At 72.4% G+C, this 13,346-nt stretch carries 8 protein-coding genes and 1 riboswitch; of the genes, 5 read left to right on the top strand and 3 right to left on the bottom strand.

Going from position 1 to position 13,346, the window contains the following annotated elements; all coding sequences use genetic code 11:
* Positions 1-27: 27 nt before the first annotated feature.
* Positions 28-1,044 carry a hypothetical protein gene (locus ACH4G3_RS03440; RefSeq protein ID WP_397622865.1) on the bottom strand — a complete coding sequence of 339 codons (1,017 nt, stop codon included), beginning with the start codon at positions 1,042-1,044 and terminating at the stop codon, positions 28-30.
* A gap of 19 nt (positions 1,045-1,063) precedes the next feature.
* Positions 1,064-1,579 carry a hypothetical protein gene (locus ACH4G3_RS03435; RefSeq protein WP_397622864.1) on the bottom strand — a complete coding sequence of 172 codons (516 nt, stop codon included), beginning with the start codon at positions 1,577-1,579 and terminating at the stop codon, positions 1,064-1,066.
* A gap of 219 nt (positions 1,580-1,798) precedes the next feature.
* Here ACH4G3_RS03435 and ACH4G3_RS03430 point away from each other — a divergent pair, with 219 nt between their 5' ends.
* A complete protein-coding gene (locus ACH4G3_RS03430) occupies positions 1,799-4,876 on the top strand; it encodes an FAD-binding and (Fe-S)-binding domain-containing protein (RefSeq protein WP_397622863.1) in 3,078 nt (1,025 codons plus the stop codon).
* Between the two features lie 180 nt (positions 4,877-5,056).
* The gene (locus tag ACH4G3_RS03425; protein ID WP_356924832.1) at positions 5,057-6,001 is read left to right on the top strand and encodes an MIP/aquaporin family protein; all 945 of its coding nucleotides are present in this window, start codon (positions 5,057-5,059) and stop codon (positions 5,999-6,001) included.
* Positions 6,002-6,013: 12 nt separating this feature from the next.
* Here ACH4G3_RS03425 and cobN read toward each other — a convergent pair whose 3' ends face one another.
* The gene (gene cobN / locus ACH4G3_RS03420) at positions 6,014-9,640 is read right to left on the bottom strand and encodes a cobaltochelatase subunit CobN (protein WP_397622862.1); all 3,627 of its coding nucleotides are present in this window, start codon (positions 9,638-9,640) and stop codon (positions 6,014-6,016) included.
* Between the two features lie 56 nt (positions 9,641-9,696).
* Positions 9,697-9,773: riboswitch (cobalamin riboswitch) on the bottom strand.
* 101 nt (positions 9,774-9,874) lie between these two features.
* Here cobN and cobG point away from each other — a divergent pair.
* From cobG to ACH4G3_RS03405, 3 genes are read left to right on the top strand one after another with little or no spacing between them, the layout of a single operon-like run.
* Positions 9,875-11,161: a precorrin-3B synthase gene (cobG, locus tag ACH4G3_RS03415; RefSeq protein ID WP_397622861.1), complete on the top strand. Its 1,287-nt coding sequence runs from the start codon at positions 9,875-9,877 to the stop codon at positions 11,159-11,161.
* Positions 11,158-11,829, top strand: a complete 672-nt coding sequence (locus tag ACH4G3_RS03410; RefSeq protein WP_397622860.1) for a precorrin-8X methylmutase — start codon at positions 11,158-11,160, stop codon at positions 11,827-11,829. The genes cobG and ACH4G3_RS03410 overlap by 4 nt, the downstream gene beginning before the upstream one ends.
* Positions 11,826-13,334: a precorrin-2 C(20)-methyltransferase gene (locus ACH4G3_RS03405; protein WP_397622859.1), complete on the top strand. Its 1,509-nt coding sequence runs from the start codon at positions 11,826-11,828 to the stop codon at positions 13,332-13,334. The genes ACH4G3_RS03410 and ACH4G3_RS03405 overlap by 4 nt, the downstream gene beginning before the upstream one ends.
* Positions 13,335-13,346 lie beyond the last annotated feature (12 nt).

The raw sequence follows: 13,346 nt of genomic DNA, 5'->3' as shown, positions 1-13,346 counted from the left end.
GCGGTCCGGGCACTACCGCACCGGTCCTCACCGGACGGAAGTCGCCATCTGCTTGCGCGCGGCGGTCATTTCCTTGTCGTGCTGCTCCTTGATGCCGGTCAGCCGGCTCCTGTTGTCGGCGATCTGCTGGTCCTGGATGGCGGACTCCACGCCGGACCAGACCTTCACCAGGTCCGTCTGTTCCTTGCAGTCGATGTCGTCGACCGCCAGAGCGATGGACTCCGGCGACGGCTGCCCGTCATTCGTGACGCCCTGGTCCATCGCCTTGTACGGATCGGCGAGTCCGTCGTGTCCCTTGCCGTCCATGCATGCGGACCAGGCGGCCATGACCTTGATGACCCTGTCGTCCTTCATCGACTGCACCAGGCTGTCCCCGGCGAGCTGCGCCACGAAGGCGGGGTCGGCATCCTTCAGGCCGAGCTGCTGCTTGGACCAGCCGACACAGCCGCCTGGCTTCAACTTCTTTCCGTCGTACTCAGCCCGGGCGGGCTTCGTGCTCCTGCCGGGGGCGGCCAACGGCTCTCCGGCCTTGCCTCCCGTGGGGGGTCTGAGCGGTTCGGGCTTGGTGTGGCCGGTCAGGACCTCCACCTCGACACCGGACAGATCACGCATGGTCTGCTTGGTGTATTCCTGCAGCGCCGGGGGGAGTTCGTAGCCGTACTTCTCGGCTTCGGCCCGGTCGGTGATGCCGTAACGGCGTTCGATGTTGGCGTCGTTGTCACTGGGAGGCGGGTTGGCGCCTGCTCGTGGCAGCGTCAGGTCGATGCCGTAGTCCTTCATACAGGACTGCTGGAGATCGTTGGCGGCCTGCTCGACGGTGACCTGGTCCTCGTAGGAGGGCATGTACGCCTCCAGCGGGAGGCTCAGACCCTTGGTCAGGCCGCTGGTGGGGATTCTCTCGGGCCAGTTTTCCTTGTTCACGACCGGTCTGGTGTCGGCCGCGTTTTTCGTGGTGTCCGATGTCGTGCCGGAGGAACAGGCGCTGACCATGAGAGCCGAAGCGGTCAGGGCTACTGCGGCGGCTGTCTGCTTGAGGTACTTCACGGGGGTTCCTTCGTGTGCTTTATGCGAAGTGGGAAGAGGCGTTGTTGTTCTTCAGGGCGGAGATCAGGTCGGTGATGTTGCAGTCTCCGTAGGGGCCGTTCTTCGCGAAGTACTGCGATGTGCCGCCGTAGCCGGAGTTGTAGTACACGCGGTAGTTGTCGTCCGGGGCGCAGTTCTGCACGGACGCCGCGTTGTTCTTCATGTACTGGCCGTTGCCGTAGCCGCCGTTGCCGAACACGTACCGGTAGGTCGTCAGTGAGGAACCCTGGTACTGGCTGGTGCCCCAGTGGTCGGACACATTGCCGTAGAACGTCGTGAAGGCCGACTTGTAGTAGCCGTCCTGGACGGCGATGTCCTTCGAGTTGTAGAACAACCACAGGTCACCGTAGGAGCAGTTGATCCACGGAACGTCGCAGTTGTCCATGACCGTGTACTCGGCCGCGTTCACCGGACCGGCGGTCGCCATCACGGCCGCCACTGCCGCGAATGACACGGCGCAGGCGGCTGCCTTCTTCTTGAAGCGGATCCTTCTCATGACATCTCCGTCGATAGATCATTTGTGCGAAATGGACCTTCGCACCAGGTGAGTGTCATGGCCATGCTTTTTACGTGATCAGGGCCTGCGTGAGGAACAACCTTGACCGGCCCGCCGTGAACGGCGATGGAGCCGGGTACCCGGGAGCGGCAGGCGGAGGGCCGTCCCGGCGCGACCGGACGTCGCGCACGGTCGACGGCTCAGGAAGGCGGTTCCCCGATGACTCGCACCCCTTTCGACGCCTCCGGGGCGGATGATGTGGCCGGGCTGGCGGCGGCGCTGAGCGAGGAGGTGGACGGAGAGGTCAGGTTCGACGCGGGCAGCAGGGGTGCCTACTCGACCGACGGCTCCAACTACCGGCAGGTGCCGATCGGCGTCGTGGTGCCTCGTACGGTGGAGGCCGGAGCTCAGGCCGTGCGGGTGTGCGCCCGCTTCGGCGCCCCGGTCCTGTCGCGGGGCGGCGGCACCAGTCTGGCGGGCCAGTCGACGAACACGGCCGTGGTGATCGACTGGAGCAAGTACTGCACGAGGCTGGTCTCCGTCGATCCCGGCGCACGGACCTGCGTGGTGGAGCCGGGGATCGTCCTGGACGTGCTCAACCAGCGCCTGGCCGGCCACGGCCTCCAGTTCGGGCCGAGGCCCTCGACGCACAGCCACTGCGCCCTGGGCGGCATGATCGGCAACAACTCGTGCGGCGCGTCCGCGCAGGCGTACGGCAAGACCGTCGACAACGTGCGCCGCCTGGAGGTGCTCACCTACGACGGCGTCCGGATGTGGGTCGGACCGACCTCCCGGGCCGAGCGGGCGCGGATCGCCGAGGAGGGCGGCCGGCGCGCCGAGTTGTACGCCGGCCTGGACCGCATCGTCACCGGTTGTCTCGGCGACATCCGGCGCGGCTACCCGAAGATCCCGCGCCGTGTCTCCGGCTACAACCTCGACTCGCTCCTGCCCGAGAACGGCTTCGATGTGGCCAGGGCCCTGGTCGGCAGCGAGGGCACCCTGGTGACCGTGCTGCGCGCCGAGCTCGACCTGGTGCCGGTGCCCGCGTACCAGTCGCTGCTGGTCCTCGGCTACGACGACATCTGCGCGGCCGCCGACGACGTCCCCAACCTGCTGGAGCACTGCTCCCCCGGCCAGCTGGAGGCCCTGGACGGGCGCATGGCCCAGCTGATGCGCGAGGAGGGCGCCTACCTGGAGTCCCTGAACACCCTGCCGGAGGGCGACAGCTGGCTGATGCTGCAGTTCTTCGGCGACAGCCAGGACGTCGTCGACGACCAGGCGCACGCCCTGCTGGCCGCAGTCGGCCGGTCCGAGAAGGACCGCGCTGTCGCCTTCTCCGACGACCCGGAGCGCGAGCAGCGCACCCTCAAGGCCCGCGAGGCCGGACTCGGCGTCACCGCCCGTCCGCCCGACGACCGGGAGACGTGGGAGGGCTGGGAGGACTCGGCCGTCCCGCCCGACCGGCTCGGCGACTATCTGCGGGACCTGAAGAAGCTGTTCGGGGAGTTCGACTACGGCCACCCCTCCCTGTACGGGCACTTCGGGCAGGGCTGTGTCCACACCCGCATCCCGTTCGGGCTCAGGACCGCCGACGGCGTGGCCGACTTCCGGCGCTTCGTGGAGCGGGCCGCCGACCTCGTCTCCTCCTACGGCGGCTCCCTGTCGGGCGAGCACGGCGACGGCCAGTCCCGGGGCGAGCTGCTCACCCGCATGTTCGGCGAGCGGCTCGTGACCGCGTTCGGCGAGCTGAAGGCGCTGTTCGACCCGGGCAACCGGATGAACCCGGGCAAGGTCGTCGACCCCCACCCGGTCGACGGGCAGCTGCGCCTCGGCCCTTCCTGGCACCCGGCCGAGTCAGCGACGCACTTCGGCTTCCCGGAGGACGACCACTCCTTCGACCGGGCCGTGCTGCGCTGTGTCGGCATCGGCAACTGCCGAAGCCACTCCGGCGGCGTCATGTGCCCCTCCTACCGTGCCACGCTGGAGGAGGAGCACTCCACCCGGGGCCGCGCCCGGCTGCTGTTCGAGATGCTCGGCGGCCACGCCGACTCCGCCGTCACGGACGGCTGGCGCTCCCCCGAGGTGCGCGATGCCCTCGACCTGTGCCTGGCCTGCAAGGGCTGCAAGTCGGACTGCCCGACCGGTGTCGACATGGCCACCCTCAAGGCGGAGTTCCTCTCGCATCACTACGAGGGGCGGATACGCCCCGCGGCCCACTACTCCATGGGCTGGCTGCCCGTGTGGGCGCGCCTGTCCCGGATCGCCCCCGGGCTGGTCAACAGCGCCCTGCACGCGCCCGGGCCGGCCCGGGCGGGCAAGCGGCTGGCCGGCGTGGACGAGGCCCGTCAGGCACCCGTGTTCGCCCGGCAGTCCTTTCTCCAGTGGTGGCGGCGGCGCGCCACCGAGGAGCCCGACCCGGCCGATCCGCGCACCGTGCTGCTGTGGCCGGACACCTTCAGCACCTACTTCCACCCGTCCATCGCCATGTCGGCCGTGCACGTTCTGGAGGACGCCGGTTTCCGCGTCGCCGTGCCCGCCGAGCCGGTGTGCTGTGGCCTGACCTGGATCTCCACCGGCCAACTGCCCCGCGCGCGGAAGGTGCTGCGCCGCACCCTCGACACGCTGCGGCCCCAGCTGGAGGCGGGCACACCGGTCATCGGTCTCGAACCGTCCTGCACCGCCGTCTTCCGCGCCGACGCCCCCGAGCTGATGCCCGGCGACCAGGACGCGCAACGGCTGGCCCGGCAGGTCCGCACCTTCGCCGAGCAGCTCGTCCGGCACGCGCCTAACGACTGGCAACCCCCTCGGCTGGACCGGCGGGCGACGGTGCAGACGCACTGCCACCAGCACGCGATCATGAAGTTCGACGCCGACCGCGAGCTGATGCGCCGCGCCCGTCTGGACGCCGACGTCCTCGACGAGGGCTGCTGCGGCCTCGCCGGCAACTTCGGTTTCGAACGCGGCCACCACGAGGTCTCCCTGGCCGTCGCGGAGCAGGGCGTCCTGCCCGCCGTCCGCGCGGCGGACCCCTGCAGCCTGCTGCTCGCCGACGGCTTCAGCTGCCGCACCCAGATCGAACAGGGCGACACCGGACGGCGTGCCCTGCACCTGGCCGAAGTACTGGCCCTCGGCCTGGAGGGCACCCTCCCGGCCGAACACCCGGAACGCCTGGCCGCGCGCCCCGACCGGCCCTCCCGCGCGGCGCGGTGGGCGACGACCGCCGGTGCCGCCGCCCTCACCGCGACCGCGGCGACGGCGGCCTGCCGGGCCGCCCTGCGGTCGCTGCGGCGCCCTTGACCCGCCCCGCAGGCCCGGCGGGCTGCTCGTCGCCCTGATGGACACCGGCCGGGCCGGTGTCGACTCGCGGCGGTCGCTGCACGGATTTACCTTGGCGACACGGCATGAAGCGAAAGCAGGCCACAACGGCACGGGCAGCCGCGCTCAGGCGCGGCCGGGCGAGTGTCTGGGAGGATCATCATGGCCGTCGAGATCCAGCCCCTGCTGAAGCCCTCTCGGCTCAGGCGCCGCGGAGGCTTGTGGGGCGAATGCCTTTCGGAGTTCCTGGGGACCTTCGTCCTCATCTCCTTCGGTTGCGGCGTGGTCGCGATGGCGGTCGCGGCGCTGCCCGGCTCGGGGCGTACCGAGGGGCCCACGACGTTCTTCCTCGGTGCCGGGGACTGGTTGCTGATCACCTGGGGATGGGCCATGGCCGTGATCCTCGGTATCTATGTGGCCGGTGGGGTCAGCGGTGCGCACATCAATCCGGCGGTGACCCTGGCCTTCGCCGTTCGCCGCAAGTTCCCGTGGGTCAAGGTCGTCCCCTACTGGGTGTCCCAGGTGCTCGGCGCCCTGGCCGGCGCGGCACTGGTCTACGCCGTGTACCACGACGCCATCAACACCTTCGACGACGCTATGAAAGGGCCGAAGACGGGCGGGCACACGCTCGCCTCGTTCTCGATCTTCTCCACCTTCCCGGCGCCGTACTTCAACGGCGGCATCTGGGGTCCGCTGATCGACCAGGTCGTCGGCACGGCCTTCCTGGTCATGCTGGTGGTGGCGATCATCGACCTGCGGAACACGGCGGTGAAGGCCAACCTCGGACCGCTCGTGATCGGTTTCGTCGTGGCGGCCATCGGCATGTCCTTCGGCGCGAACGCGGGCTACGCGATCAACCCGGCCCGCGACTTCGGCCCCCGCCTGTTCACCTGGATGGAGGGCTGGGGGGAACTCGCGTTCCCAGGCAGCTTGGCAGGGGCGTTCAGCGGCTACTGGTGGATCCCGATCGTCGGCCCGCTCGTCGGCGGCGTGATCGGGGTGCTGGTGTACGACCTGTTCATCGGCGACGTGCTCCACGTCCGGGCGCAGCAGGGCGAGCTCCCGGAGCCCGGCCGGACCCGCCCCACCACGTCCGACGAGGAGTGAGCCGCGGCCCGGTCAGCCGTCGCCCTCCAGGTCCCCCTCCGTCTCCAGGTACACCTGCCGCAGGCCCTCCAGCACGGCCGGGTCGGGCTTCTCCCACATCCCGCGGGACTCCGCCTCGAGCAGGCGTTCGGCGATGCCGTGCAGCGCCCAGGGGTTGGCCTGCTGGAGGAACTCGCGGTTGGCCGGGTCCAGGACGTAGGTCTCGGTGAGCTTGTCGTACATCCAGTCGGCGACCACGCCGGTGGTGGCGTCGTAGCCGAAGAGGTAGTCCACGGTGGCGGCGAGTTCGAAGGCGCCCTTGTAGCCGTGGCGGCGCATGGCCTCGATCCACTTCGGGTTGACGACCCGGGCGCGGAAGACGCGGGAGGTCTCCTCGACGAGGGTGCGGGTGCGGACCGTCTCGGGGCGGGTGGAGTCGCCGATGTACGCCTCGGGAGCCGTGCCGCGCAGCGCCCGGACGGTCGCCACCATGCCGCCGTGGTACTGGAAGTAGTCGTCGGAGTCGGCGATGTCGTGCTCGCGGGTGTCGGTGTTCTTCGCCGCGACCGCGATCCGCTTGTACGCCGTCTCCATCTCGTCCCGCGCCGGGCGGCCGTCGAGTTCGCGGCCGTAGGCGTAACCGCCCCAGACCGTGTAGACCTCGGCGAGGTCGGCGTCGGTGCGCCAGTCGCGGGAGTCGATGAGCTGGAGCAGGCCCGCGCCGTACGTACCGGGGCGGGAGCCGAAGATGCGGGTGGTGGCGCGGCGTTCGTCGCCGTGGGCCGCCAAATCCGCCTGGACGTGGGCCCGTACGTGGTTGGCCTCGGCCGGCTCGTCGAGCGAGGCGGCCAGGCGTACGGCGTCGTCCAGCAGCCCGATGGTGTGCGGGAAGGCGTCCCGGAAGAAGCCCGAGATGCGCAACGTGACGTCGATACGGGGGCGGCCCAGCTCCTCGTACGGGACGGGCTCCAGGCCCGTGACCCGGCGGGAGGCGTCGTCCCAGACGGGGCGGACGCCGAGGAGGGCGAGGGCTTCGGCCACGTCGTCACCCGCGGTGCGCATGGCGCTGGTGCCCCACAGGGAGAGGCCGACGGAGGTGGGCCAGTCGCCGTTGTCCGCGCGGTAGCGCTGCAGGAGGGAGTCGGCGAGGGCCTGGCCCGTTTCCCAGGCGAGGCGGGAGGGGACGGCCTTGGGGTCGACGGAGTAGAAGTTGCGGCCCGTCGGGAGGACGTTGACGAGGCCCCGCAGGGGTGAACCCGAGGGGCCCGCCGGGACGAAGCCGCCCGCCAGCGCGTGGACGGTGTGGTCGACCTCGGCGGTGGTCGCGGCGAGCCGCGGTACGACCTCGCGGGCCGCGAACTCAAGGATGGCGGCGACCTGTTCGCCGTGCTCGGCGGGGACCGCGGCCGGGTCCCAGCCCACGTCGTCCATCGCCTGGACCAGGGCGCGGGCCTGCTCCTCGGCCGCGTCGGCGGTCGTGCGGGTCGCGGCGGACTCGTCCAGGCCGAGGGCCTCGCGCAGGCCGGGCAGGGCCGTGGCGCCGCCCCAGATCTGGCGGGCCCGGAGGATGGCGAGGACCAGGTTGACGCGGTCGGCGCCCTGCGGCGGGTTGCCGAGGACGTGCAGTCCGTCGCGGATCTGGGCGTCCTTGACCTCGCAGAGCCAGCCGTCGACGTGCAGGAGGAAGTCGTCGAAGCCGTCGTCGTCCGGGCGGTCCTCCAGGCCGAGGTCGTGGTCGAGCCGGGCGGCCTGGATGAGCGTCCAGATCTGGGCGCGGATCGCCGGTAGCTTGGCGGGGTCCATGGAGGAGATCTGGGCGTACTCGTCGAGGAGTTGCTCCAGGCGCGCGATGTCGCCGTAGGAGTCGGCGCGTGCCATGGGCGGGACGAGGTGGTCGACGAGCGTGGCGTGCACGCGGCGCTTGGCCTGGGTGCCCTCGCCGGGGTCGTTGACCAGGAACGGGTAGATCAGCGGGAGGTCGCCGAGGGCGGCGTCCGGGCCGCAGGCGGCGGACAGGCCGGCGTTCTTGCCGGGCAGCCACTCCAGGTTGCCGTGCTTGCCGAGGTGGATCATCGCGTCGGCGCCGAAGCCGCCGTCCTCGGCCCGGGCGGCGATCCAGCGGTAGGCGGCCAGGTAGTGGTGGGAGGGCGGCAGGTCCGGGTCGTGGTAGATCGCGATCGGGTTCTCGCCGAAGCCGCGCGGGGGCTGGATGAGGATCAGCAGGTTGCCGAAGCGCAGGGCCGCGAGGACGATGTCGCCCTCCGGGTTGCGGCTGCGGTCGACGAACATCTCGCCGGGGGCCGGGCCCCAGTGCTCCTCCACCGCCGTCCGCAGCTCCTCGGGGAGCGTGGCGAACCAGCGCCGGTAGTCGGCCGCCGGGATGCGGACCGGATTGCGGGCCAGCTGCTCCTCGGTGAGCCAGTCCTGGTCGTGGCCGCCCGCCTCGATCAGCGCGCGGATCAGCTCGTCCCCGTCACCGGAGACCAGGCCCGGCACCTCCGCGTCCGTCCCGAAGTCGTAGCCCTCGTCGCGGAGCCGGCGCAGCAGGGCGATCGCGCTGGCGGGCGTGTCCAGGCCGACCGCGTTGCCGATGCGGGAGTGCTTGGTCGGGTAGGCGGAGAGGACCAGCGCGAGGCGCTTGTCGGCGGGCCGGATGTGGCGGAGCCGGGCGTGGCGTACGGCGATTCCGGCGACCCGGGCCGCGCGCTCGGGGTCGGCGACGTAGGCCGGGAGGCCGTCGGCGTCGATCTCCTTGAAGGAGAACGGGACGGTGATGAGGCGGCCGTCGAACTCGGGTACGGCGATCTGGCTGGCCGCGTCGAGCGGGGAGACGCCCTCGTCGTTCTCCTCCCAGTCGGTCCGTGAGCCGGTGAGGCACAGGGCCTGGAGGATCGGCACGTCGAGGGCGGTGAGCGCGCCCGCGTCCCAGGACTCGTCGTCGCCGCCGGCCGATGCCTCGGCGGGCCTGGTGCCGCCGGCGGCGAGCACGGTGGTGACGATGGCGTCGGCGGCGCGCAGTTCCTCGATCAGCTCGGGCTCGGGGGCGCGCAGGGAGGCCACGTACAGGGGCAGGGGCCGGCCGCCCGCGTCCTCGATCGCCTCGCACAGGGCGTCGACGAAGGCGGTGTTGCCGCTCATGTGGTGGGCCCGGTAGTAGAGCACGGCGACGGTCGGGCCGTCGGTCTCCCGGCCCTCCCGGGGCAGCGGGCCCCACGTGGGGGCGGCCGCCGGTGCCTCGAAGCCGTGGCCGGTGAGCAGGACCGTGTCGGAGAGGAAGCGGGCGAGCTGCTCCAGGTTGGCCGGGCCGCCGTGCGCCAGGTAGGCGTGGGCCTCGGCGGCGATGCCGACGGGGACCGTGGAGGACGCCATCAGCTGGGCGTCGGGGGCCTGTTCACCGGTCAGGACGACGACCGGGCGGCCGTCGGCGAGGAGCAGGTCGAGTCCGTCCTGCCAGGCCCGGATGCCGCCGAGGAGGCGTACGACGACCAGGCCGACGCCGTCGAGGAGGGCGGGGAGGTCGTCGAGGGCGAGGCGGGACGGGTTGGCGAAGCGGTACGGGACCGGGCCGGCGGCCGCGCGGGCGCTGAGCAGGTCGGTGTCGGAGGTCGACAGGAGCAGGATGCGGGGGTGCGGGGGGTGTTCCCCGGATTCGTGCAGCATGCGGCGGCTGGCCTTCCTCGGGGTGTCCGCGCCCCGGGCGGGTGGTGGGACGGCGGGAGTTCCTGGCTCGCCCGGCCCGTGTGGGCCGGGCTCACAGTGGCGGGACCGCGCCGGACTCGCACCGGGCTTCCTCCCCTGTCGCCGTCGTGGCGTCGGCGGACCGGATGATCCACCGAGGAGCATAGTAAGGGGCAGGGGAAAAGGGCGGGGCGTACACCGGGTGTGATGGTAGGTATGCTCGCCGCCATGCCCACGCCTGCCCTCCGTTCATCGCCCCAGGCCACAGCGGTCTCCCGGGACCGCGGTGACGCCTGCCCGGGGACGCTGCGGCTGCACGCGGCGGACGACGGCGCACTGGCCCGTGTCCGGGTCCCCGGCGGGGTCCTGACCGTGCGGCAGGCGGCGGCGCTCGCCGACGCGGCGGAGCGGCTGGGCGACGGAGACCTGCATCTGACCTCGCGCGGCAACGTGCAGCTGCGGGGCCTGGACGACGGCTGCGGCGGGGAGTTGGCCGGGCTGCTGGACGCGGCCGGACTGCTGCCCTCGCGCGGGCACGAGCGGGTGCGCAACATCGTGGCCTCGCCGCTGTCCGGACTCGACGGGCGGGGCGTGCGGGACGTACGGCCCTGGCTGACGGCCCTCGACGCGGCGCTGTGCGCGAGCGAGGCGGCGCAGGCCCTGTCGGGGCGTTTCCTGTTCGCGCTCGACGACGGACGCGGCGATGTGGCCGGCCTCGGTGCCGATGTGACGCTGCGGGCGACGGCGGACGGCGGTGCGCAACTCTGCCTCGGAGCGGACGGCGATGCGCTGCACGTCACCGCCGAGGAGGCGGCGCGGGCCGCGCTGCTGGCCGCGGAGACCTTCCTGGAGGCGGCCCGGGCGAGCGGGGCGCAGGTCTGGCGCGTGGATGAACTGGCCCTCCCTGAGGGCGAGTTGCTCGATGCGGTCGGCCGGCGTCTGACGGCCGGGGGCATCCGCCACGAGCGGCGGGGCCGGGAGACCGGCCGCACGGACGGACCGCCCCCGGGGGTGGTCGGTGACGGCCTCTCCGTCCACGTACCCCTGGGACGGCTCTCGGCGCGCCAGTGGCGGGAACTGACGCATGTCGCCGTCGGCGAGCTGCGCCTGACGCCGTGGCGCGGTGTGGTTCTTCCCACACCGGGGATTCACGCCGACGAGTCCCTGGCCCGCCTGGCCGCCACCGGCCTCGTCACCGACCCCCGCTCCCCCTGGCTGCGCGTCGGCGCCTGCATCGGCAGGCCCGGATGCGCCAAGTCGCAGGCGGACGTACGGACCGACGCGGCCGAAACCCTCGGCGCGATCGCCCCGCACGGCCTGCCCCTGTACTGGTCCGGCTGCGAACGCCGCTGCGGGCACCCCCGGGGCGACCGCGTGGACGTGGTCGCCGAACCGGGAGGCGGCTACCGGCTCTCCACCGCCGTACGCGGCGAGGAACCCCGGACCACCACGATCAACGACCCCGCCCGACTCGCCGCCGCCCTGGCGGCGATCACCTCATGACCCCTACGACGACCGAGAGCAGCGAGAAGACCACCGTGACCACGTACGACTACGAGAAGGACGGCGCGGCCATCTACCGCCAGTCCTTCGCCACCATCCGCGCGGAGGCGGACCTCGCGGCCCTGCCCGCCGACGTCAGCCAGGTCGCGGTCCGGATGATCCACGCCTGCGGGATGGTCGACCTCGTACGGGACCTGGCCTACACGCCGGCCGTGGTGGCCCGGGCCCGTGCCGCCCTGCGCGCCGGGGCGCCCGTCTTCACCGACGTGCAGATGGTCGCCAGCGGGGTGACGCGCAAGCGGCTGCCCGCCGGCAACGACGTGCTCTGCACGCTCTCCGACCCGTCCGTGCCGGAGCTGGCCGCGAAGCTCGGCACCACGCGCAGCGCCGCCGCGATGGAGCTGTGGCGGGACCGGCTGGAGGGCTCGGTGGTCGCCGTCGGCAACGCGCCCACCGCGCTGTTCCGGCTGCTGGAGATGATCGAGGAGGGGGCTCCGCGCCCGGCCGCCGTGATCGGCGTGCCCGTCGGCTTCGTCGGGGCCGCCGAGTCCAAGGACGCCCTGGCCGCGCATCCGTCCGGTCTCGAGCACCTGGTCGTGCGCGGCCGTCGCGGGGGCAGCGCCATCGCCGCCGCCGCGCTCAACGCGATCGCGAGTGAGGAAGAGTGAGCGGCAACCAGTCCACAGCGGGGCGGCTGTACGGGGTCGGGCTCGGCCCCGGTGACCCGTCCCTCATGACCGTACGGGCCGTGGAGGTCATCGCCGAGGCGGACGTGATCGCGTACCACAGTGCCCGGCACGGCCGTTCCATCGCCCGCTCGATCGCGGCGAAGCACATCCGCGCCGACCACATCGAGGAGCGGCTGGTCTACCCGGTCACCACCGAGACCACCGACCATCCCGGCGGCTACCAGGGCGCGATGGAGGAGTTCTACGCCGAGGCGTCGGCCCGGCTCGCCGCGCACCTGGACGCCGGGCGGACGGTCGCGGTCCTCGCCGAGGGCGATCCGCTCTTCTACGGCTCCTACATGCACATGCACAAGCGGCTCGCCGACCGCTACGACACCGAGGTGATCCCCGGCGTCACGTCCGTGTCCGCCGCTGCCGCCCGGCTGGGCACCCCGCTCGCGGAAGGCGAGGAGGTGCTGACCATCCTGCCGGGCACCCTGCCCGAGGAGGAGCTGACCGCGCGGCTCGCCTCGACCGACGCGGCCGTGGTGATGAAGCTGGGGCGGACCTTCACCAAGGTCCGCAGCGCGCTGGAGGGTTCGGGACGGCTGGGCGACGCCCGGTACGTCGAGCGGGCCACGATGGCCGGGGAGCGGCTCGCCGAACTGGCCGACGTGGACGCGGAGTCGGTGCCGTACTTCTCGGTGGCGGTGCTGCCGAGCCAGGTGGACACCGAGCGGCCGCAGGCCCGGGAGCGGGGCGAGGTCGTCGTGGTCGGGACCGGGCCGGCCGGGCCGCTGTGGCTGACGCCCGAGACCCGGGGTGCGCTGGCCGCCGCCGACGACCTGGTCGGCTACACGACCTACCTCGACCGGGTGCCGCGGCGCCCCGGGCAGGTCCGGCACGGCTCGGACAACCGGGTCGAGTCGGAGCGCGCCGAGTTCGCCCTCGACCTGGCCCGGCGCGGGCGGCGGGTCGCGGTCGTGTCCGGCGGCGACCCGGGCGTCTTCGCCATGGCGACGGCCGTCCTGGAGGCCGCGTCCCAGGATGAGTACGCGGACGTCCCGGTGCGGGTGCTGCCGGGCGTGACCGCCGCCAACGCGGCAGCGGCCCGGGCGGGCGCCCCGCTCGGCCACGACTACGCCACCATCTCGCTCTCCGACCGGCTCAAGCCCTGGGAGGTCATCGCCGGGCGGCTGCACGCGGCGGCCTCGGCGGACCTGGTGCTGGCCCTGTACAACCCCGGCTCGCGCAGCCGCACCTGGCAGGTGGGCAAGGCCCGCGAGCTGCTGCTGGAGCACCGGGCGCCGGACACCCCGGTCGTGGTGGCACGGGACGTGGGCGGCACCGGCGAACGCGTACGGATCGTACGGCTGGCCGATCTGGACCCGGCCGAGGTCGACATGCGCACGATCCTGCTGGTCGGCTCCTCCCAGACCCGGGCCGTCCGGCGCGAGGACGGCGAGGAGATCGTGTGGACTCCGCGCCGCTATCCGGAGGCGTGAGAAAGAGCGACG

It is taken from the genome of Streptomyces afghaniensis (assembly GCF_044327915.1).
Lineage (GTDB): Bacteria > Actinomycetota > Actinomycetes > Streptomycetales > Streptomycetaceae > Streptomyces > Streptomyces afghaniensis.
The sequence above is the reverse complement of the archived record's forward strand: the minus strand, read 5'-3'. Positions and strand labels throughout refer to the sequence as shown.

Excerpts from the sequence above, each read along its gene's own strand:
- ACH4G3_RS03410 (WP_397622860.1), top strand. The coding sequence starts at position 11,158 with ATGACCCCTACGACGACCGAGAGCAGCGAGAAGACCACCGTGACCACG.
- ACH4G3_RS03435 (WP_397622864.1), bottom strand. The coding sequence starts at position 1,579 with ATGAGAAGGATCCGCTTCAAGAAGAAGGCAGCCGCCTGCGCCGTGTCA.
- cobN (WP_397622862.1), bottom strand. The coding sequence starts at position 9,640 with ATGCTGCACGAATCCGGGGAACACCCCCCGCACCCCCGCATCCTGCTC.
- ACH4G3_RS03425 (WP_356924832.1), top strand. The coding sequence starts at position 5,057 with ATGGCCGTCGAGATCCAGCCCCTGCTGAAGCCCTCTCGGCTCAGGCGC.
- ACH4G3_RS03430 (WP_397622863.1), top strand. The coding sequence starts at position 1,799 with ATGACTCGCACCCCTTTCGACGCCTCCGGGGCGGATGATGTGGCCGGG.
- cobG (WP_397622861.1), top strand. The coding sequence starts at position 9,875 with ATGCTCGCCGCCATGCCCACGCCTGCCCTCCGTTCATCGCCCCAGGCC.